Consider the following 20,325-nt stretch of genomic DNA (forward strand, 5'->3'; position numbering starts at 1 on the left):
GAGGCTGTTTCAGGCGGTCTGGATGGCGCCGGTGATCAGGCCGGTCACTTCCTCGGGGCTGGATTGCGCGATCCGCTTGTCGGCGACCTTGCGGCCGCGGCGCATCACCACCACACGGTCGCAGACCTCGAACACGTCGGGCATGCGGTGGCTGATCAGGATGACCGAAAGCCCCTGGTCCTTCATGCGGCGGATCAGGGCCAGCACCTCGGCGACCTGCCTGACGCTGATCGCCGCGGTCGGCTCGTCCATCAGCACGATCTTGGATTTGGCCAGCCGGGTCCTGGCGATGGCCACCGCCTGCCGCTGGCCGCCCGACATGCGCACGACCAGATCGGCGGGCCGCGTCTCCGACTTCAGCTCGCGAAAGATCTCGGCCGAGCGCTGGTTCATGCTCTTGTGGTCGAGCACCTTTAGCGGCCCAAGGCTCTTCATGATTTCGCGGCCGAGGAAGACATTGGCCGACGCGGTCAGATTGTCGCAAATCGCCAGGTCCTGGTAGACGACCTCGATGCCGTGCCTGCGTGCATCAGCGGGCCCCGACAACTGCACCGGCTTGCCTTCCAGGACATAGGTGCCGGACGTCGGCTGGAAATTGCCTGCGATGGTTTTGACCAGCGTCGATTTGCCGGCGCCATTGTCGCCCATCAGGCCCAGAACCTCGCCCTCATTTATGTCGAGCGAGACATTGTCCAGCGCGCGAACAGCACCGAAATCCTTCACGATATGTTCGAGACGCGCTAGAACCGGCATCGCATCCTCCCATGCCAATTTGTAAGTTTTCGATACAAATCATCGTTTGAAACTTGGGTCAATAGGCTCGGAATGCCAAATATTTTGTTGCAGCGCACCTTATTTTTGGCTCTTTCAAACCGCATAGAAAGTAAATTAGTATGCCAATCAAACAAATCACGGAGGAAGACGTGCTGGTATCGACCGATCTTCGGCCGAATGAAACGCGGGCCCTTGCGGCGCTGTTTCGTGCCGGCGCGTTGAGCCGGGCAGCGCTGGCGCGTGATCTCGGTCTGACCCGGTCGACCACCGGCGCCCTCGTGCTGGGGCTGACGGAAGCCGGTCTGGCGCGCGAGCGGTCGGATGGAGCGGATGATGAGCAAGACGGCGAGGGCCGGGTCGGCCGCCCCGGAATCCTGGTCGAGATCGAAGGCAATGGCGGCTTCTTCCTTGGCGCCTATATCGGCGTCAACTGGATCGCGACTGTCGCCGTCGACCTTGCCGGCGCGCAGCGTGCCAGCGCCTCGAGAGCGTTTGCCGGCCCCGGCAGCACGCCCGAAGCCGCGGTCGCCATCATCGAGGAGCTCGTCGCCGAGATCCGCTCGCAATTGCCTGAGGGCACGCGCCCCTACGGGCTCAATGTCGCGGTGCCCGGCTTCCCCGCCGCCGACGGCGTTTCATACCATGCCACCATCCTTGGCTGGCACGGGGTCAATCTCGCCGAGCTTCTGGGCAACGCCTTTGGCGACGATTTTCCGATCCTGCTGGAGAACGATGCCAATGCCGTCGCGGTGGCCGAGACATATAGGGCGCAGCCGGGAAAGGACGATGAGGATGCTCTGGTCATCCTGATCGAAAACGGCGTTGGCGGCGGCATCATCAATGCCGGCAGGCTGCATCGCGGCCGGCTCGGCGGCGCCGGCGAGATCGGGCATCTGCGCATCGGCGACGAAGGTTTCGTCTTCGACGCGAAACGCCCGGGCCGGCTGGAATCCTATGTCGGCAAGGATGCTTTGCTGGCTCGCTATTTGCACATAAGCGGACGGCGCGCCGGCGTGGATGAGTTTGTCGCAGCGCTGGCCGCCGGCGATCCGACAGCCGTCGCCACCGCGCGCGACTGGGCGCTGTGGTTCGGCCGCGGCCTGGCGACGCTCGCTTGCACCTTACAGCCGGAACGCATCATTCTCTCCGGCTCGGTCAATGCCGTCTATCCTTTTGTCGCCGAACAGGTGGAAGCTTTCCTGTCGGACTTCCTGGCTGAAGGTTATCCCGTTCCCACGGTCGAACTGTCGCGCGTCGGCGCCGACGGTCCCGCACTGGGCGCTGCCTGCCTGCTGCATCAGGCGTCCTTGTCGGGCGATCCGAAATTTCAACTTCGCGGCCTCGCCGCGCGCTAATCAGGAGAGAATTCATGCCTCGCAAAGACGAAAAGCGGCTGCGTGTCGGCGTGCTCGGCTGCGGCCCGATTGCGCAGGCGGCACATTTCGAATCCTGCACCAAGGCGCGCAATGCCGATCTCTATGCGATCTGCGATGTCGCCGACGATCTGCGCGACAGGATGGCCGCCACTTTCGCGCCCGAAAAATCCTATGCCGACTATGGCCAGATGCTGGCCGATCCCGATCTCGACGCCGTCATCATCGCGACGTCGGACACGTTTCACGTCAAGGCCGCGGAACTGGCGCTCGATGCCGGCAAGCACGTGCTTTGCGAAAAGCCGCTGGGTGTTTCGGTCGAGGAGGTCGAAGGCTTGCGAGCCGCGCTCGACAAGAGCGGCAAGGTGCTTCAGGTCGGCCATATGAAGCGCTTCGATCCCGGCATCCAGGCGGCAAAGGCCTTCGTCGATGACGAGATGGGCGAGCGGCTGGCGTTCAAGGGCTGGTATTGCGACAGCACCCATCGCTACCCGATGACCGACGCGGTGCAGCCGCTCATCATCACCAGCGCCAAGGCGCGCAAGCCTTCGGTCAATCCCAAGGCAAACCTGCGCCAGTACTACATGCTGGCCCACGGCAGCCATCTCATCGACACGGCGCGCCATCTGCACGGGCCGATCGAGGCCGTCGAGGCCCGGCTTACCGAGCGCTACGGCGCCTATTGCTGGTTCGTCACCACCATCTTCGCCGACGGTTCGGTCGGCCATCTCGACCTGACGGTCGCCGTGCGCATGGACTGGCACGAAGGGTTCCAGATCTACGGCCAGAACGGCAGCGTTCTCGCGAAGACCTATAACCCCTGGTACTACAAGAGCAGTGAGGTCGACATTTTCCGCGAGGCCGATGGCAGCTGGCATCGCACGCTTGGCGCGGACGGCCACTTCTATCGCCGCCAGCTCGAAGGCTTTGCCGATGTCGTGCTGAATGGCGTGCCCATGGTCGGCGCCGGCATCGACGACGGCATCGCATCGGTCAGGGGAATGGCGGCCATAGCGCGCTCCGCGGCTGCCGGCGGCTGTGCCGTCCGCCTCGCCGACGTCGATGGGGTGGTGTGATGCAGCTTGGTATCTTCGCCAAGACCTTCGCCGCCACCGAGGCCTTGCCGGTGCTGCGCGCGGTGGCGGATGCCGGCTACGCGGCGGCGCAGTTCAACATGGCGTGCCTCGGCCTGCCGTCCATGCCGGACAGTATCGAGCCCGGCACGGCCCGATCGGTCGCCGTGGCGAGCGGCAAGACCGGCGTTTCGATCGCGGCCGTGTCTGGGACCTACAACATGATCCACCCCGATCGCACGGTTCGCGATCAGGGGCTCGCCCGGCTCGAAGTGCTGGCTGCGTCATGCGCTGGCATGGGCACGCGGCTGATCACGTTGTGCACGGGCACCCGGGATGCGCAGGATCAGTGGCGCTGGCATCCCGACAATGCCGGCGAGGCGGCCTGGACCGATCTCCGCATAGAGATGGAAGCGGCGATCGCGATTGCCGAGCGCTTCGACATCGAGCTTGGTATCGAGCCGGAACTGGCCAATGTCGTCTCCAGCGCACGGGCTGCACGACGCCTACTCGACGAGATGAACAGCAAGCGCCTGCGCATCGTGCTCGACCCGGCCAATTTGTTCGAAGTGACTGACAGTGCAGAGCGCCATCGCCTGATCGACGAGGCCGTCGGCTTGCTGGCCGCCGAGATCGGCATGGCCCATGCCAAGGACCGCAATGCCGACGGCAGTTTTGCCGCCGCCGGACAGGGCGTTGTCGACTTCCCGCATTTCATCGGCCGCCTGAAAGCCGCTGGCTTCGACGGCCCCTTGATCACCCATGGCCTGACGGAGGTCGAGGCGCCCGGCGTCGGCGCCTTTCTGCGCAGCGTGCTGGAAGCGAGCGACGACACGTGAAAAAGACTTTTCGCCGCGACGGCGTCGACCTTGCCTATCGGGACGTCGGCGCCGGCCTTCCCGTCATCTTCCAGCATGGGCTGGGCGGCGATGAGGCACAAGTCGCCGATGTGTTTCCGGACCTGCCGGTGACGCGGCGCGTGACGCTCGAATGCCGTGGGCAGGGCGGATCCGGCTACGGGCCTGTCGATCGGCTTTCGATCGCGACGTTTGCTGAAGACATCGAAGCACTGGCCGACGATCTCGCCATCGGCCCGGCCGTCGTCGGTGGCATCTCGATGGGCGCGGCGCTGGCACTGCGCCTGTCGGTGCATAAGCCGGCTCGTGTGCGCGCGCTGGTGCTCGCCCGTCCTGCCTGGGTGTCCAAGGCGGCGCCGGCCAATATGAGGCCCTATGCCGTGGTCGGCGATCTCTTGATGCGCCATTCGCCCGAGCATGCCAGGCGTCTGTTCGATGAAAGCCCTGTTGCCGCCGAACTGGCCAGGCTGGCGCCGGACAATCTCAGCAGCCTGCAAGGCTTCTTCAATCGCCCGGACCCGGTTCTATTCGGCAAGCTGCTGGTGGCAATCGCCGGCGATGGCCCCGGCGTCAGCGAGAGCGACATCCGCGCCATTGCCGTGCCGACCCTGGTCATCGGCCATGACCATGACCTCGTCCATCGACTGGGCGACGCGCAGGCGCTGGCCGGGCTCATCCCGTCGGCCCGGCTTTGCACCATCACCGCCAAATCGCAGGATCGCGCCGCCTACCGGCGGGAATTTCGCGCCTGTCTTTCGGAATTTCTGGAATCGCTCGCATGACCGACAAAACGACGGATGACACAATCGCCGTGGTCGAGATCGGCGGCACGTCGGTCAAGGTTGGCTTTGCCGACCACGGCATCCCGGTGGATTTCGCCCGCACCTACCCGACCGCGCAGCTGCGCCAGGGAGCACCGGTGGCGGGGTTGGCCGACGCCGTCACCGCGGCCTGCCGCGATGCTGGCCTCCAACCTGCGCGCGTCGTTGCAACCGTGCCGGGTTTCATAGACCGCGATTTCGACACGGTGCTGCACACCGCCAACATTCCCGAACTGAACGGCATCCGACTGGGTACAGAACTGGCATCAAGACTTGGCATCCCTGTCCGACTGGAGCGCGACGTCGTGCTGCAATTGCTGGGCGAAAGCGTTGCCGGCGCGGTAAAGCGGCAAAAGGAAGTGCTGGCGGTCTATCTCGGCACGGGCATCGGTGCGGCCTATCTCGGCAAGGACGGCATTTTCAGGGGTGGCGGCTGGGCGCTCGAAATCGGCCATATGCCGATCTATCGGCCCGACGAAAGCGGACCACCAAACCGGGTCGAGACCTATGCCTCGGGGGCAACGCTCGTCGAACTGGCGACGGATTACGATATCCCGGTGGCCGAGTTGTTTTCGGCGACCGGGCAGCCGCCGTCGCTGCGCGAATGGCTCGATGAGATCGTCTGGCAGCAGGCGGTGACCATCGCAACGGCAGCCGCTTTGTTTTCCCCGCAGACGATCCTGATCGGCGGCGGGATCGTCGACATGAAGTCCTATCCCCGCCAGACGCTCAAACAGCGCATCGCGGAGAGCCTGCCGCATTCGCTTCTTGTCCAGCCTCTGGACATACGCTGGGCGGCCCTGGGCTGGCAGGCGGCCATTCACGGCGCGGTACTGCTCGGCGCGGTATGATCGCTCTGGTCTGTCGGCGGAGGACTACTTGATCGTCTTGCCGTCCGCCCCAAATCGGTATGTCTTCCCCGGCTCCGGCGTCGCATAAAGCGTCGCGCCCGGCTCCGCGTCGTAGACGCCGAAAATACGCACGGTGATCAGTCCGGCCTTCTCGCAGTCGAGATAGAGGTTGGTGTCGGCGCCGAGATGTTCGGCGTGCACCACCGTTCCCTTCCAGGCGCCGGACTTTGGATCCACGGTCAGATGCTCCGGCCGCACGCCGATGGTCTTGGCCGTCTCGCCCAGCCGTGCGCCATCGATGAAGTTCATCTTCGGCGAGCCGATGAAGCCGGCGACAAATTCATTTGCCGGCGAATTGTAGAGCTCCATCGGTCCGCCGATCTGCTCGATCTTGCCGGCATTAAGCACAACGATCTTGTCGGCCAACGTCATCGCCTCGACCTGGTCGTGGGTGACGTAGATCATCGTCGCCTTCAGCCGGCGGTGCAGCTGCGCGATCTCCAGTCGCGTGTTGACGCGCAGGGCGGCATCGAGGTTCGACAGCGGCTCGTCGAACAGAAACAGCTTTGGCTCGCGCACAACGGCGCGGCCGATGGCGACGCGCTGGCGCTGGCCGCCCGACAGTTCGGCCGGCCGCCGCTCGAGATAAGGCTCCAACGACAGCATCGACGAGGCGATGCCGATGCGGCGCTCGATCTCCGGGGCGGGCGTGCCGGCCTGCTTCAGGCCAAGACCCATATTGTTCTTCACCGTCAAATGCGGATAGAGCGCGTAGGTCTGGAACACCATGGCGATGCCGCGTTTTGCCGGTGGCGTGGCGGACACATCGGCGCCGTCGATCACCACCCGGCCCGAGGTCGAATCCTCCAGCCCGGCAATGACCCTGAGCAAGGTCGACTTGCCGCAGCCCGACGGGCCGACGAAGACGACGAATTCGCCGTCGGTCACTTCGAGGTTGATGCCCTTCAGCACCTCGACCGGCCCGAAGGCCTTCTTCACATTCTCGATTACCAGCGAGCCCACGGCAGTCCTCCAAATTGATGAGTAGGCGCCAAGGCACCCCCCTCTGGCCTGCCGGCCATCTCCCCCTCAAGGGGGGAGATTAGCGGCTTCGACCAAGGCATTCTTCCTGCAAAGTCGGTGATTGGCGAAAGCAGACGCGACAGCTGATCTCCCCCCTTGAGGGGGAGATGGCCGGCAGGCCAGAGGGGGGCAGTGCCGGCCGCGACCCTCGAAAATAATCCATATGTCACAGACGCACCGCCTTTCCGCTGCGCACGCTCTCATCGGCGGCAAGGCAGACGGCGAGCGACTTCACTGCGTCGTCCATGTGGCGGGTCAGGTCGATGTCTTCCCGGATCGCCTTCAGCACAAAGGCCTGTTCGAGGTCGCAGAGGTCCTGATGGCCGGGTTCGCCTTCCATCGACAGCATCTCGTCCGGCCTGGCGAACTTGCCGTCCGCCCCGGTTGCCGCGCTGTGCAGGCGGATGGTCGAGGTCTTGGTGTGGGTGTCGATGTCGTCGGACTTCACACCTTCCTTCATCACGATCGACACGCAGCCATTGGGCGAGATCACGTCCTTCACGAAGAAGGCGGTTTCGGAAATCATCGGTCCCCAGGCAGCCTCGTACCAGCCGACCGAACCGTCATCGAACAGCACCTGCAGATGGCCGTAATTGTACATGGTCGGCGCGACCTCTTCGGTCAGCCGCAGCCCCATGCCACGCACCTCGACCGGCTTGGCGTCGGTGATCTGCAGCATCACGTCGAGATAGTGCACGCCGCAATCGACGATCGGCGAGGTCGTCTGCATCAGCTGCTTGTGCGTCTGCCAGGTAGGGCCTGACGATTGCTGGTTGAGGTTCATGCGGAACACGTAAGGGCCGCCGAGCTTGCGCGCCTCGGCGATCAACCGGACCCAGGAGGGGTGATGGCGCAGGATGTAGCCGATCACCAATTTCCTGCCGTTGGCTTTGGCTGCAGCAACAACGCGCTTGGCGTCGGCGACCGTCGTTGCCAGCGGCTTTTCGACGAAGACATGGCAGCCGGCCTCGAACGCCTTCACCGCATAGTCAGCGTGGCTGTCGGAATAAGTGGCGATGCAGGCAACGTCCGGCTTTTCGTCGCGCAATGCATCGTCGAAGGAGCGGCGGATACCATAGCCCGACAGCCCATTGGGCAGCGGCACGTCGGAGCGGTTGATCAGCGCCGCGATCTCGAAGCCCGGATTGTTATGATAGGCCAGCGCATGGCTGCGGCCCATATTGCCGAGGCCGGCGACGACGACGCGAAGAGGTTGAGCCATTTCAATTCGCCTTTTCTTGACTGCGGGCCGCGAGAGCCACCCTGACGTTCGGCCCATTCTCACTGGCGATCTGCAGGGCGGCCTCTTCGCTTTCGCAACGGGCCAGAAGCCCGAAGCCATATGTATCGACACCCTCTTTGATCAGAGAAGATCTCCGGTCATCCGGGATCGAATGGTCCAGATTGAGGGCCTCTTCGAATGCCTTGGATTGCTCGCTCGTCATTAGAGAATTGACTCGCCAGATGATGTGGCAATTGTATTCCTTCGGCCGGCGCTCCGGTCCAAGCCGCGTAAACCACACTGCGGCGTTCAGATAGAACTGCGGCCCCCAGGAAGACTTCTGAAGGTTCAGCACGCAGATCGTTTCCGGCCGCTCGCGATAGAAGTTTTTGGCACGAACGCCCCGGAATCCATAGCGGCTCGCGGTCTCTACGAGAGCCTGTACGATAGCCTCTTGCCCCCCGCTCACTTCACGGCTCCGGAGGTAATGCCGCGGATCAGCTGCCGCGAGAAGATGACGTAGAGGATCAGCACCGGCATGATCGCCAGCGACAGTGCCGCCAGGATGGCGTTCCAGTTGGTGACGAACTGACCGAGGAACAGCTGCGCGCCGAGCGTCACCGTCTTGGTTTCCTCCGACGGCGCCAGGATCAGCGGAAACCACAGATCGTTCCAGATCGGGATCATGGTGAAGACGGCGACTGTCGCCATCGAGGGCCGCACCAGCGGCAGCACCAGCCGGAAGAAGATGGTGTATTCCGACAGGCCGTCGATGCGGCCGGCGTTCTTCAAATCGTCGGACACCTGCTTCATGAATTCCGACAGGATGAAGACGGCCAGCGGCAGGCCTTGCGCGGTGTAGACCAGGATCAGCGCCGTCAACGTGTTGACCAGTCCGCTCGCCACCATCAATTGCAGGATGGCGACGGTGCCGAGCCGGATCGGGATCATGATGCCCAGCGCCAGATAGAGCCCCATCAGCGTGTTGCCGCGGAAGCGGTATTCCGACAGCGCGAACGCCGCCATGGCGCCAAACAGAAGCACGAAGAACAGCGAGGCGACGGTAACGACGAGGCTGTTCTGGAAATAGTGGATGAAGTCGCCCTGGCCGATCACGGTGGTGTAGCCGATCAGGTCGAAGGTCTTTGGCGTCGGAGGCGTCAGCGGCTCGCTGAAGATGCCGGCGCGCGATTTGAACGAGTTCATGATGACCAGGATCACCGGAAACAGCGCGATCACTGTGTAGGTCAACAGGATCGCGTGGGCGCCGATGGTGCGGGGCAGCGAACGGGTTGCGGTGCTCATTGGATGGTCTCCTGACGAGCTGTATTTCCAAGCAATGGTGCCAAGGCACCCCCCTCTGTCCTGCCGGACATCTCCCCCTCAAGGGGGGAGATTGGCAGCGTTGCCCTTGCCGTCCGCCTTGCAACGTTGGTGATTGGCGAAAGCAGCGATGACATCTGACCTCCCCCCTTGAGGGGGAGATGCCTGGCAAGGCAGAGGGGGGTGTTCAAGCTCGACATCTCGCCCCCTCAGAACTGGTAGCGACGCAGGCGCGTCTGGACGAGGAACAGGTAGACGCAGACGCCGCCGAGGATGATCAGGAACATCATCGTGGCGATCGCCGCGCCCATATTTGGGTCACCGACCTGCAGCTGGAAGCCGAAGAAGGCGCGGTAGAGGAAGGTGCCCAGAATATCGGTCGAATAGTTCGGCCCGGCGAGCGCGCCTTGCGCGGTGTAGATCAGGTCGAAGGCGTTGAAATTGCCGACGAAGGTCAGGATCGAGATGATGCCGATCGACGGCAGGATCAGCGGCAGCTTGATCTTCCAGAACTGCGACATGCCGGTGATGCCGTCGCATTCGGCGGCTTCGATCACCTCTTCGGGGATCGACAGCAGGGCAGCATAGATCAGCATCATCGGGATGCCGATGAACTGCCACACCGAGATCAGGCTGAGCGCGGTCAGCGCGTATTGTTCCTTGCCGAGCCATGGCGTGAAGAAGCTTTTCAGGCCGACTAGGTCCATCAGATGCGGCGCCACGCCCCACAGCGGCGACAGGATCAACTTCCAGGCGAAGCCGACAATGACGAAGGACAGGATCGTCGGCACGAAGATCGCCGTGCGGTAGAAGGCGGCGAATCTCAGCCTCGGGCTGGACAGCAAGGCCGCCAGCATGACGCCGATCGGGTTCTGCACCAGCATATGGATGATGAAGAACCAGACATTGTTCCTCAGCGCGTTCCAGAAATTGACCGACCAGTTGGGGTCGCCGAACAAGGTGCGGAAATTTTCGAAGCCGACGAACACCTGATGCTGCTCGATGTTGCGAAACAGCGACAGCTGCAGCGTGCCGGCCAGCGGCAGGATCATGATCGCCGTATAGACCAGCAGCGCCGGCGCCAGGAAGATGCCGATATGCCAGCGGAACGGTCGTTTCGGTCGTGTTTCTGCGGCCATGAGTGCGGTCCCCGCCGTCTCTCGGTTCCAAAAGGGTGTCGATGCCAGATGATGCCTCGATGCACGGCCCCGATGTCCTTGCCCGGCATGGGCAGGACGAAGGCCTGCGACTGGTCAGCTAGCCTTTCCCCACAGACAAGAGGGTAAGGCCGAGAGGCAGTGCCGACAATCGCAATCTGTAGATTGAAGGCCGGCCGGGCACGCGCCCGGCCGGTCTGTCTCTGAGCTCTTACTTGCCCGGCTTGTACCAGCTGTCGAGGCCGGTCTGCAGCTTCTTGGCGGCAGCTTCCGGCGTATCGGTGCCGTTGATGACGTTGGCCGATTCAACCCAGGTCTCGTTTTCCAGGTTCGGCGTGCCGCGCGACAAGATCTGGTAGGTCGAGCGGATCGTCGACTTGCACTTGTCGCGCCAGGAGACGAACTCCTGCGCCAGCGGGTCTTCCATCTTCACCGGGCTGGAGTTCAGGCTGAAGAAGCCCGGCAGGGCGTTGGCGTAGATGGTGGCGAAGTCCGGCGAGGCGACCCAGGACAGGAAGGTCTTGGCCGCATCGGCATTCTTCGACGCCGCATTCAGGCCCATGCCGATATCGGTATGGTCGGAGATGTAGCAGGTGTCGCCGGCCTTCTCGACCGGCGGCGGGAAGGCGCCCATCTTGAACTGCGCCTGGGTGTTGAACAGGCCGATTTCCCACGAGCCGGCCGGGTAGATGGCGGCGCGGCCGAGGGTGAACAGGTTCTGGCTGTCCGGGTAGGTCTGGGCTTCGAAGCCGTCGCCGAGATAGGGCTTCCATTTTGCCAGTTCGGCATAGGGCGCGACCCAGTCGGCGTCGGTCAGCTTCTGCTCGCCCTTGATGAGGGCTGCGCGGCCGTCTTCGCCTTTCCAGTAGTTGGGGCCGATGTTCTGGTAGCCCATGGTCGCGGCTTCCCAGAGGTCCTTGGTGCCCATCGCCATCGGGATGTAGGTGCCGTCGGCCTTGATCTTGTCGAGCGCGGCGAAGAACTCGTCACGCGTCGTCGGCACCTTGATGCCGAGCTTGTCGAAGGCGTCCTTGTTGTAGATGAAGCCGTGGATGACCGAGGCCATCGGCACGCAGAAGCTCGACTTGCCGTCGTCGGTCTGCCAGGCGGCCTTGGCGACCGGCGAGAAGTTCTCCATGCCGGGCAGTGCCGCGAGATCGGCGAGGTTGCCCTTCTTGAACAGTTCGAGCGACTTGTCGAACGGGCGGCAGGTGATCAGGTCGCCAGCCGAGCCGGCGGCAAGCTTGGCGCCGAGTGCCGCGTCATACTCGGTCGGAGCCGACGGTGCGAACACCACCTTGATGCCCGGGTTCTTGGCTTCGAAGGCTGGGATCAGCTTGTCCTTCCAGATGGCAAGGTCGTCGCCGCGCCAGCTTTCGATGTTGAGCGTTACGTCATCGGCGTGAGCCAACCCGGCGGTGCCGAGAATGCTGGTGCCGAGCAGCAGTGCCGTCAGTAGTTTCGTTGTCATGCTAGTCTCCCTGTTGACCTTTTTCAGGTTCGGTTTTGAGAACAGGGGCCTTCGCGCCCTTGTTCCCCTCGATCGCGGAAAGTGCTGGCCTGAGCTTCTGGCCGGTCCCTTCCAGTATCTTCTCGGCCACATCGGCGTTGGCGGCGCCGGCGGCGAGCAGAATGGCGGTTTTGACCACGCCGTCGCTCGCTTCGAGCAGGCGCGCGGCATCTTGCCTGTCGTGGCCGCTGATGGCGGCGACGATGCGTGCCGCGCGGTCGCGCAGCTTGATGTTGTCGGCGGTGAGATTGACCATGTAGCCGTCATGGACGTGGCCGAGATGGATGGCGGTCAGCGTCGACAGCATGTTGAGCGCGATCTTCTGGGCAGTGCCGGCGCCCATGCGCGTCGAGCCGGCAATCACCTCCGGCGGCGTTTCCAGCAGGATGGCGACATCGGCCAGATTGAGCAGCGGCGTGTCCCTGTTGTTGGCGATGGCGATGGTCGCCGCACCCCGGCCGCGCGCATCCTTCAGCGCCTGGACCGCATAGGGTGTCGAGCCGCTGGCCGAAATCGCGATCAGGCAGTCGCTCTTGCCGATGCCGGCGCCGGCAACAGCCGCCGAGGCTTCGTCGGTGTCGTCTTCCGGCCCGCCGGCCAGCGTCTTGAAGGCCTCGTCGCCGCCGGCAATCAGGATGACGATGCGCTCGCGCTTGATGCCGAACGTGCCGGGCAATTCCAGCGCGTCGGCCAGCGCCATCAGGCCGGAGCTACCGGCCGCCGCATAGGCAAGCTTGCCGCCGCCATTCAGCCGGCCGGCAATGATCTCGGCTGCGGCAGCGATGGCGGGAATGGCGTCGCGGACGGCCTTGGCGGCCTCGATCTGTGCATTGACCAAAGAAGAAAGGATGGTGTCCGGGGCCTGGATATCCAGTCCCTCGGCATTCCTGTGAAGCGCTTCGGTGCGCGGTTCGGCCATCCCTGTCCCTCCGATGAGGGAAACAATACCAAAAAAATACCACTTGTCCACACGCATTAACGGATTTGAGCGGCGGAAATCGCTGAGCCGGCGAATCTCCTAGGTTTTTCAATAAAATACGCCTTAATCTTTTTGAAACGGAAATTAATCCTTGGCTATTGGTATTTTATTGGTATTATCCGTCCGGAGGAGAAATCGCGTGAATTTCGTGCTCGGTATCGATGGCGGCGGCACCAGCTGCAGGGCAGCCCTTGCGACAGGCGATGGCGCTGTCATTGGCCTTGCCAAAAGTGGCGCTGCAAACATCCGCACCGATCTCACCGGCGCCAGGACACATATCGTCGAGGCGGCAAGGCAGGCCTTCATCGCCGCCGGGCAAGACCCGGATCTGATCCCGCAGACACCCGCCATTCTCGGCCTGGCCGGCGCCAATGTCGGCACCTACCGGCAGCAGCTCGAGGCAATCCTGCCGTTCAGCATCAGCCGCGTCGAGACCGACGCCGAGATCGCGCTCGAAGGCGCTGTTGGTTCGGGCGATGGCGCCATGGCCATCCTCGGCACCGGCACCGCCTATATGGCGCGCAAGGGCGGCACATCGCGCGCCATTGGCGGCTGGGGTTTCCAGGTCGGCGACCAGGGCAGCGGCGCCCGCATCGGCCGCGATCTCCTGGAACAGACGCTGCTTGCCCATGACGGCGTCCGACCGGGCTCGCCCTTGACCGACAGCATGATGGCCACCTTCCGTAACAATCCCGAAGACGTGGTCGAATTCACCACCAACGCCAAGCCCGGCGATTTCGGCGGCTTCGCGCCCAAAGTGTTCGAGCATGCCCAAAAGGGCGACAGCGTCGCCAACTGGATCGTCGACAAGGCGGTCGTCGATGTCGAGGCGTCGCTTGGCGCGCTCGACCTTTCGCACGATGCCCCGCTCTGCCTGCTCGGCGGGCTGGCGCCGCTTTATGCGCCGCGCCTTTCCCCGCGCTACCAGGCATTGCTGAAAGCACCGCTCGACGATGCGCTGGGCGGCGCCGTGCAGATGGCGGCCCGTATCTTCGCCAAAGCGGAGGCGGCGCGATGAGCGACGCCGCCGACCAGATCTTCGCCACCCTGAAGCAATCGTCGCAGAGCGGTGCGCCGCTCTATCTGCAGCTCAGGAAAAGCATCGAGGACGCCGTCAATCGCGGCCTGATCGGGCCGGGTGATGCCCTGCCCTCCGAACGCGACATCGCGACCAAGGCGGATATCTCGCGCGTCACCGTGCGCAAGGCGGTGCAGGATCTGGTCAAGGGCGGCATCCTTGTGCAGCGCCACGGTTCCGGCACTTTCGTCGCGCCGCGCATGGAGCGTGTCGAGCAGTCGCTGTCGCGGCTCACTTCTTTCACCGAAGACATGGCCCGGCGCGGCATGGCGGTGCGTTCGGCCTGGCTCGACCGCGGCCTTTACGCGCCCTCGCCCGACGAGATGATGGTGCTCGGCCTGTCCTCCAGCGAATTGGTGGCGCGCGTGTCGCGCCTGCGCATCGCTAACGACACGCCGCTGGCGATCGAGCGCGCCTCGCTGTCGGCCAGCGCGCTGCCCGATCCGGCGGGGATAGGCTCCTCTCTCTACGCGGCGCTGGAATTGACCGGCAACCGGCCGGTGCGGGCGGTGCAACGCATTTCCGCCGCCAATCTCGGCGATGCCGATGCGCGACTGCTTGAAGTGCCGCCGGGTGTTGCCGGCCTGCACATCGAACGCATTTCCTATCTGGCGAGCGGCAAGGTGATCGAATTCACCCGCTCCATCTACCGGGGCGACGCCTATGATTTCGTCGCCGAACTGCGGCTGACAGGGCCGAGCGAAGAGGGCCGACCATGATCCCCAACACCACTCATATGCGGCGCGAGATCGACGAGATTCCGGAAGCCGTCGCGCGCCTGCTCGACGGCTCGGCGGCGGTGCTGACCGAAGCCGGGCGCGGCATTCGCGAGCGCGATCCGAGCTTCATCGTCACCGTCGCGCGCGGCTCGTCCGACCATGCGGCCACCTTCATGAAATATGCCGTCGAGTTGACCGCCGGTCTCGCCGTCGCGTCGGTCGGCCCGTCCATCGCCTCGATCTACGGCGCCAAGCTCAAGCTTGCCGGTTCGGCTTGCCTCGCCATCTCGCAGTCGGGCAAGAGCCCCGACATCGTTACCATGGCCGAAACGGCGCGGGCCGGCGGATCGCTCACCGTTGCGATCACCAACACCGCCGATTCGCCGCTGGCGCGCGCCTCGGATTTTGCGATCGACATCCTGGCCGGGCCTGAACGCAGCGTCGCGGCGACGAAAACCTTCGTCAATTCGGCGGTCGCCGGCCTCGCGCTGATGGCGCATTGCACCGGCGACGACAAGCTGCTGGCCGCCCTTGCCCGCCTGCCCGAACATTTCAGCAAGGCGATCGCCTGCGACTGGATGGCATTGGCCGGTGCATTGGAGACGCCGCAGTCGCTGTTCATCCTTGGCCGCGGCCCGTCCGCGGCGATGGCCAACGAGGCAGCACTGAAATTCAAGGAGACCTGCGGCATGCATGCCGAGGCCTATAGTGCCGCCGAAGTCATGCACGGCCCGCTGGCGCTGGTCGGGCCGGGCTTCCCGGTGCTGGCGCTGGCCGCCCGCGATGCCTCCGAGCCGTCCGTGGCCGAGGCCGCCGACAACCTTGCCGGCAAGGGCGCCACCGTTTTTGTAACCTCGGACAAAGCCAAGAGCGCCGCACGGCTGCCGCATGTCGCCACCGGTCATCCCTTGACCGACCCGCTGACGCTGATCGTGTCCTTCTACGGTTTCGTCGAGGCCTTCGCCCGCCATCGCGGCCTCGATCCCGATGTGCCGCGCAATCTGCGCAAGGTGACGGAAACCGTATGAGCGACCGTTTTGCCCTGACTGGCGCCCGCATTTTCGACGGCGACGACTGGCACGACAATGCCGCCCTTATTGTGCATGGCGGTTTGGTCGAGGCCATTGTCTCCGACGGCGCCATTCCGTCCGGGGTTGTCCGCATCGACACCGGCGGCGGCATGCTTGCGCCGGGCTTCGTCGACCTGCAGGTCAATGGCGGCGGCGGCGTCATGCTCAACGACCATCCCGATGTCGCCTCGCTCGCAACCATCTGCCGGGCGCATGCGCCATTCGGCACCACGGCGCTTCTGGTGACGCTGATCACCGACACGCCTGAGATCACCGCCGCGGCCATTACCGCCGGCACCGAGGCGGCACGGCAGAAGCTGCCGGGATTTCTGGGCCTGCATCTCGAAGGGCCGCATCTCTCGATCGCCCGCAAGGGCGCGCATGATCCGGCGCTGATCCGGCCAATGACGGATGCGGATGAGGCGGCCCTGATCGCGGCGCGGAAAAACCTGCCGGTGCTGCTGACGACGATTGCGCCTGAATCCGTCGAGCCTGCCCGCGTCGCGGCCTTGGCCAAGGCTGGCGTGATTGTCAGCCTCGGCCATTCCGACTCCGGTTACGCCACGGCCAGAGCCTTTGCCGACGCCGGCGCCAGCGTGGTCACGCACCTGTTCAACGCCATGAGCCAGATCGGCAACCGCGAGCCGGGACTGGCCGGTGCGGCCATCGACATTGGCGGCCTCTCGGCCGGCATCATCGCCGACGGCATCCATGTCGATCCCGCCACCATGGCAATCGCGCTGCGCGCCAAGCAGGGACCGGGCAGGATCGTGCTGGTCACCGACGCCATGGCGACGATCGGTACCGACATGACCTCGTTCACCCTCAACGGCCGCATCATCTATCGCAAGGACGGCAGCCTGCGGCTTGCCGACGGCACGCTGGCCGGTGCCGATCTCGATATGATCTCGGCCGTCCGCTATGTGCACCGGGTCGTCGGGCTGGACCTGTCGGAAGCGCTGCGCATGGCCTCGCTCTATCCGGCGCAAGCGGTCGGCCAGGCGCACCGGCTCGGCCGCTTCGCCAACGGCACCGCAGCCGATATCGTCGCTCTGTCGGACGATCTCGACGTCAACGGCGTGTGGATCGGCGGCGACAGGGTTTTTGCACGCGGGGGAAGTCCGCGCTAATTCCAGGTTCGCCGTTTCTCCGAAACGGTGAACCGCGATTGAGTCCCGCCCATGCATGATGTCGATTGCGTTGTTGCCGGGGCGGGTGTGGTCGGCCTCGCCATTGCTCGCGCGCTGGCGCTGTCTGGCCGCGAGGTGCTGGTGGTCGAGAAGGCCAATGCCATCGGCACGGGCACCAGTTCGCGCAATTCGGAAGTCATCCATGCCGGGCTCCACTATGCGCCAGGCAGCCTGAAGGCCCGGCTGTGCGTCGAGGGACGCGAGTTGCTCTATGCCTATTGCCGCGAGCACGGCGTCGCCCACCGCCGCACCGGCAAGCTGATCGTTGCCGTCGAACCCGACCAGTTGGACAGGCTGCAGGCGATCCAGGCCAATGCGCGGATCTGCGGGGTTGGCGATCTCGTGCTTTTGACACGCGAAGAGGTTGAAAGCCTGGAACCCGCACTGACCTGCGCCGGCGCGTTGTTGTCGCCGTCGACCGGCGTCGTCGACAGCCAAGCGCTGATGCTGTCGCTGCGCGGCGACGCGGAAGGGGCCGGCGCCTCCTTCGCCATGCACACCACGGTCTCCGACGCAACCATCGAAGCCGACGGAATCCGGATCGATACGCGCGATGCCGATGGCGAGCGTTTCGCGCTGAAAGCCGGCGCCTTCGTCAACGCCGCCGGCCTCGATGCCCAGGCCTTGACCGGCCGCATCGAAGGTTTTCCGCAAGACCTTGTTCCGCCCCGATGGCTGGCGCGGGGCAACTATTTCGCGCTGTCCGGCAGCTCGCCCTTTTCGCGGCTGATCTATCCGGTGCCGGTCCATGGCGGCCTCGGCGTGCACCTGACCCTCGACATGTCTGGGAGCGCACGCTTTGGCCCGGACGTCGAATGGATCGACCACATTGACTATACCGTTGATCCGGCTCGAGGCGTTGCCTTCTATGACGAAATCCGGCGCTACTGGCCCGGCCTAGCGGACGGCGCCCTGCAACCAGCCTATGCCGGTGTCAGGCCAAAACTGTCCGGTCCGGGCCAACCAGTCGCCGATTTCATCATCCAGGGCCCGGCCGACCATGGCGCTGGGCCGATCGTCAATCTGTTCGGCATCGAGAGCCCCGGCCTGACGGCAAGCCTGGCGATCGCTGACCATGTCGTGGAGCTGCTCAGCCTGGAATGACGGGGCTGGTGCCATCTCAAGCCATGAAACCTTTTGATTTTGAGGCCGTTGTCGGGGCGTATGTCCGAGGCGAAACCCAAATCGAAACCGACCGACGGCATCAGACCGAGCGATGCCCCGAAGTCGCGCCGGGAAAAGCCGTCACGACAAAAGCCGCGCGACCGACGAACGGGCGAGGAGAAGCCGCGCGAAAAGAAGCCAACGCGCGCCGACGCGGCGCCGGAGGTCGACGGCCAGGCGGGGCCGCCGCCGGAAGCTATCGAACCCGATCCGCAGCTGACGCCCGAAGAGGCCGAGCAGGCACGCAAGAAATACCTGCTGCGGCGTTTCTGGATCAGCGCGCGCGGCTACTGGAGCCGGCGCGGCGACCGGCTCGCCTGGCCATTCACGATCGGAGTGCTGCTGCTGATCTGCATCAACATCGGTTTCCAGTATGGCATCAATGTCTGGAACCGCTCGATGTTCGATGCCCTCGAGCAGCGCAACGCCCGCACAGTCTATTTCCTCAGCGCCGTATTCGTGCCGCTGGTGATCTGCAGCGGCAGCCTTGTCGTCGCGCAGGTCTACCTGCGCATGACGATCCAGCGCCGCTGGCGTTCCTGGCTGACGACCGGGGTCGTCGCGCGCTGGCTGGCAAACGGCCGCTACTACCAGCTGAACCTCGTGGGCGGCGACCACCAGAACCCCGAGGCCCGCATGACCGAGGATCTGCGCATCGCCACCGAGTCGCCGGTCGATTTCATCGCCGGCGTCCTCAACGCGTTCCTGTCGGCCTCGACCTTCATTGTCGTGCTGTGGACCATCGGCGGCGCGCTCACCCTGACGATCGGCGGCGAGAGCATCACCGTTCCCGGCTTCCTGGTCATCACTGCGATCATCTATGCCGCCATCACCTCGACCTCGATGGTGGTCATCGGCCGCAATTTCGTCCAACTCTCCGAGCGGAAGAACCAGGCGGAGGCCGAACTGCGCTACACGCTGACGCGCGTGCGCGAAAACGGCGAGAGCATCGCCTTGCTGGGCGGCGAGGAGGAGGAGCGCGGCGGCATCGACAGGAATTTCGGCCATGTTCTGAGGCAGTGGGCGCTGCTAACCGGACAGCACATGCGCACGGCGGCGGTGTCGCAGGGATCGAGCCTGTTTGCGCCGGTCGTGCCGATCCTGCTGTGCTCGCCAAAATTCCTCGAAGGCTCGATGACGCTTGGCGAGGTGATGCAGGCGGCGTCTGCCTTTGGCATCGTGCAAGGCGCGTTCGGCTGGCTGGTCGACAACTATCCGCGTCTCGCCGACTGGAACGCCTCCGCGCGGCGCATTGCCTCGCTGATGATGTCGCTCGACGGGCTCGAGCGCGCCGAGCAGAGCGATGCGCTCGGACGCATCAACCGGGGCGAAACCGAAGACGGCGCCATCCTCAGCCTCGACAATCTTTCCGTGACACTCGACGACGGCACCTCCGTGGTCAAGGAAACAAAGGTTGAGATCGAGCCGGGCGAGCGGGTGCTGGTGGCCGGCGAATCTGGTTCAGGCAAGTCGACGCTGGTGCGGGCCGTTGCGGGCCTATGGCCATGGGGCGGCGGCAACGTCAATTTCCACGCCGACAGGCGCCTGTTCATGCTGCCGCAACGCCCCTACATCCCCACCGGCACGCTTCGCCGCGCGGTCGCCTATCCCGCGGCGGCGGACAAGTGGACGATCAAGCAGATCAAGGCTGCCCTCAACAAGGTGGGGCTCGGCTATCTCACCGACAGGATCAGGGAAGACGCACCATGGGACCAGACGCTGTCGGGTGGCGAGAAGCAACGCCTCGCCTTCGCGCGCCTGCTGCTGCATCGCCCCGATATCGTGGTGCTGGATGAAGCGACCTCGGCGCTCGACGAGAAGAGCCAGGACACGATGATGGTGACGGTGATCCGCGAACTGCCTGATGTCACCATCATCAGCGTGGCGCACCGCGCGGAGCTGGAAGCCTTCCATAGCCGCAAGATCACCCTGGAGCGGCGTGAGGGCGGCGCCAAACTCGTCAGCGATGTCGACCTCATTCCGCGCAAGCGCAAACGCAGCTTGCTTAATCGCGCTCTGTGGGGTTCCGGCACGCGGATCGAGCGGCCTCGCAAGTAAGGCGACACGGCCGAACCGCGAAC

General features: G+C 64.4%; 19 protein-coding genes. 11 read left to right on the plus strand and 8 right to left on the minus strand.

The genetic code is table 11. From position 1 onward, the window contains the following. Nucleotides 1-9: 9 nt before the first annotated feature. Entirely contained in the window at nt 10-753 is a 744-nt protein-coding gene (locus H0241_RS06235; protein WP_181056531.1) for an ATP-binding cassette domain-containing protein, read from the minus strand. Nucleotides 754-893: 140 nt separating this feature from the next. Between H0241_RS06235 and H0241_RS06240 the strand changes: the two genes are divergently transcribed. Genes H0241_RS06240 through H0241_RS06260 form a run of 5 tightly spaced genes read left to right on the plus strand, consistent with a single transcriptional unit; the run spans nt 894 to nt 5,749 of the window. Then, nucleotides 894-2,129: an ROK family transcriptional regulator gene (locus H0241_RS06240; RefSeq protein WP_181056532.1), complete on the plus strand. Its 1,236-nt coding sequence runs from the start codon at nt 894-896 to the stop codon at nt 2,127-2,129. Nucleotides 2,130-2,143: 14 nt separating this feature from the next. Next, a complete protein-coding gene (locus tag H0241_RS06245; protein WP_181056533.1) occupies nt 2,144-3,223 on the plus strand; it encodes a Gfo/Idh/MocA family protein in 1,080 nt (359 codons plus the stop codon). Beyond that, nucleotides 3,223-4,059 (plus strand): sugar phosphate isomerase/epimerase family protein, encoded by an 837-nt coding sequence (locus H0241_RS06250; protein WP_181056534.1) that lies wholly within the window; start codon nt 3,223-3,225, stop codon nt 4,057-4,059. Before H0241_RS06245 ends, H0241_RS06250 begins: the two co-directional genes overlap by 1 nt. Next, complete coding sequence (locus H0241_RS06255; protein ID WP_181056535.1) at nt 4,056-4,859, plus strand: alpha/beta fold hydrolase; 804 nt, start codon at nt 4,056-4,058, stop codon at nt 4,857-4,859. Before H0241_RS06250 ends, H0241_RS06255 begins: the two co-directional genes overlap by 4 nt. Next, a complete protein-coding gene (locus H0241_RS06260) occupies nt 4,856-5,749 on the plus strand; it encodes an ROK family protein (RefSeq protein WP_181056536.1) in 894 nt (297 codons plus the stop codon). Before H0241_RS06255 ends, H0241_RS06260 begins: the two co-directional genes overlap by 4 nt. A gap of 24 nt (nt 5,750-5,773) precedes the next feature. Here H0241_RS06260 and H0241_RS06265 read toward each other — a convergent pair whose 3' ends face one another. The 7 genes from H0241_RS06265 to H0241_RS06295 form a co-directional block, all read right to left on the minus strand. Then, nucleotides 5,774-6,772, minus strand: a complete 999-nt coding sequence (locus tag H0241_RS06265) for an ABC transporter ATP-binding protein (protein ID WP_181056537.1) — start codon at nt 6,770-6,772, stop codon at nt 5,774-5,776. 226 nt (nt 6,773-6,998) lie between these two features. Next, a complete protein-coding gene (locus tag H0241_RS06270; protein ID WP_181056538.1) occupies nt 6,999-8,054 on the minus strand; it encodes a Gfo/Idh/MocA family protein in 1,056 nt (351 codons plus the stop codon). A 1-nt stretch (nt 8,055) separates the two neighbouring features. Next, nucleotides 8,056-8,523 carry a DUF4304 domain-containing protein gene (locus H0241_RS06275; protein ID WP_181056539.1) on the minus strand — a complete coding sequence of 156 codons (468 nt, stop codon included), beginning with the start codon at nt 8,521-8,523 and terminating at the stop codon, nt 8,056-8,058. Further along, complete coding sequence (locus H0241_RS06280) at nt 8,520-9,359, minus strand: carbohydrate ABC transporter permease (RefSeq protein WP_181056540.1); 840 nt, start codon at nt 9,357-9,359, stop codon at nt 8,520-8,522. Before H0241_RS06280 ends, H0241_RS06275 begins: the two co-directional genes overlap by 4 nt. A 227-nt stretch (nt 9,360-9,586) precedes the next feature. After that, nucleotides 9,587-10,516, minus strand: a complete 930-nt coding sequence (locus H0241_RS06285; RefSeq protein ID WP_181056541.1) for a carbohydrate ABC transporter permease — start codon at nt 10,514-10,516, stop codon at nt 9,587-9,589. A 229-nt stretch (nt 10,517-10,745) separates the two neighbouring features. After that, nucleotides 10,746-12,005 carry an ABC transporter substrate-binding protein gene (locus H0241_RS06290; protein ID WP_181056542.1) on the minus strand — a complete coding sequence of 420 codons (1,260 nt, stop codon included), beginning with the start codon at nt 12,003-12,005 and terminating at the stop codon, nt 10,746-10,748. Between the two features lies 1 nt (nt 12,006). Then, nucleotides 12,007-12,963, minus strand: coding sequence for an N-acetylmuramic acid 6-phosphate etherase (locus H0241_RS06295; protein ID WP_181056543.1), 957 nt, complete (start codon nt 12,961-12,963; stop codon nt 12,007-12,009). Nucleotides 12,964-13,162: 199 nt separating this feature from the next. On the opposite strand from H0241_RS06295, the gene H0241_RS06300 reads away from it, so the two are divergent. From H0241_RS06300 to H0241_RS06325, 6 genes are read left to right on the plus strand one after another with little or no spacing between them, the layout of a single operon-like run. Next, nucleotides 13,163-14,041, plus strand: coding sequence for a BadF/BadG/BcrA/BcrD ATPase family protein (locus H0241_RS06300; RefSeq protein ID WP_181056544.1), 879 nt, complete (start codon nt 13,163-13,165; stop codon nt 14,039-14,041). After that, complete coding sequence (locus H0241_RS06305; protein WP_181056545.1) at nt 14,038-14,820, plus strand: GntR family transcriptional regulator; 783 nt, start codon at nt 14,038-14,040, stop codon at nt 14,818-14,820. Before H0241_RS06300 ends, H0241_RS06305 begins: the two co-directional genes overlap by 4 nt. Then, the gene (locus tag H0241_RS06310; protein WP_181056546.1) at nt 14,817-15,848 is read left to right on the plus strand and encodes an SIS domain-containing protein; all 1,032 of its coding nucleotides are present in this window, start codon (nt 14,817-14,819) and stop codon (nt 15,846-15,848) included. Before H0241_RS06305 ends, H0241_RS06310 begins: the two co-directional genes overlap by 4 nt. Next, nucleotides 15,845-17,020 (plus strand): N-acetylglucosamine-6-phosphate deacetylase, encoded by a 1,176-nt coding sequence (gene nagA, locus H0241_RS06315; RefSeq protein ID WP_181056547.1) that lies wholly within the window; start codon nt 15,845-15,847, stop codon nt 17,018-17,020. Before H0241_RS06310 ends, nagA begins: the two co-directional genes overlap by 4 nt. A gap of 51 nt (nt 17,021-17,071) precedes the next feature. Continuing rightward, nucleotides 17,072-18,184 carry an NAD(P)/FAD-dependent oxidoreductase gene (locus H0241_RS06320; protein ID WP_181056548.1) on the plus strand — a complete coding sequence of 371 codons (1,113 nt, stop codon included), beginning with the start codon at nt 17,072-17,074 and terminating at the stop codon, nt 18,182-18,184. A gap of 60 nt (nt 18,185-18,244) precedes the next feature. Further along, a complete protein-coding gene (locus tag H0241_RS06325) occupies nt 18,245-20,302 on the plus strand; it encodes an ABC transporter ATP-binding protein/permease (protein WP_181056549.1) in 2,058 nt (685 codons plus the stop codon). Nucleotides 20,303-20,325: the final 23 nt, after the last annotated feature.

This window comes from Mesorhizobium neociceri, assembly GCF_013520985.1.
GTDB classification, from domain to species: Bacteria; Pseudomonadota; Alphaproteobacteria; order Rhizobiales; family Rhizobiaceae; genus Mesorhizobium; species Mesorhizobium neociceri.

Excerpts from the sequence above, each read along its gene's own strand:
- H0241_RS06320 (WP_181056548.1), top strand. The coding sequence starts at position 17,072 with ATGCATGATGTCGATTGCGTTGTTGCCGGGGCGGGTGTGGTCGGCCTC.
- H0241_RS06295 (WP_181056543.1), bottom strand. The coding sequence starts at position 12,963 with ATGGCCGAACCGCGCACCGAAGCGCTTCACAGGAATGCCGAGGGACTG.
- H0241_RS06305 (WP_181056545.1), top strand. The coding sequence starts at position 14,038 with ATGAGCGACGCCGCCGACCAGATCTTCGCCACCCTGAAGCAATCGTCG.
- H0241_RS06270 (WP_181056538.1), bottom strand. The coding sequence starts at position 8,054 with ATGGCTCAACCTCTTCGCGTCGTCGTCGCCGGCCTCGGCAATATGGGC.
- H0241_RS06325 (WP_181056549.1), top strand. The coding sequence starts at position 18,245 with ATGTCCGAGGCGAAACCCAAATCGAAACCGACCGACGGCATCAGACCG.
- H0241_RS06310 (WP_181056546.1), top strand. The coding sequence starts at position 14,817 with ATGATCCCCAACACCACTCATATGCGGCGCGAGATCGACGAGATTCCG.
- H0241_RS06245 (WP_181056533.1), top strand. The coding sequence starts at position 2,144 with ATGCCTCGCAAAGACGAAAAGCGGCTGCGTGTCGGCGTGCTCGGCTGC.
- H0241_RS06290 (WP_181056542.1), bottom strand. The coding sequence starts at position 12,005 with ATGACAACGAAACTACTGACGGCACTGCTGCTCGGCACCAGCATTCTC.
- H0241_RS06250 (WP_181056534.1), top strand. The coding sequence starts at position 3,223 with ATGCAGCTTGGTATCTTCGCCAAGACCTTCGCCGCCACCGAGGCCTTG.
- nagA (WP_181056547.1), top strand. The coding sequence starts at position 15,845 with ATGAGCGACCGTTTTGCCCTGACTGGCGCCCGCATTTTCGACGGCGAC.
- H0241_RS06235 (WP_181056531.1), bottom strand. The coding sequence starts at position 753 with ATGCCGGTTCTAGCGCGTCTCGAACATATCGTGAAGGATTTCGGTGCT.
- H0241_RS06260 (WP_181056536.1), top strand. The coding sequence starts at position 4,856 with ATGACCGACAAAACGACGGATGACACAATCGCCGTGGTCGAGATCGGC.
- H0241_RS06240 (WP_181056532.1), top strand. The coding sequence starts at position 894 with ATGCCAATCAAACAAATCACGGAGGAAGACGTGCTGGTATCGACCGAT.
- H0241_RS06280 (WP_181056540.1), bottom strand. The coding sequence starts at position 9,359 with ATGAGCACCGCAACCCGTTCGCTGCCCCGCACCATCGGCGCCCACGCG.
- H0241_RS06285 (WP_181056541.1), bottom strand. The coding sequence starts at position 10,516 with ATGGCCGCAGAAACACGACCGAAACGACCGTTCCGCTGGCATATCGGC.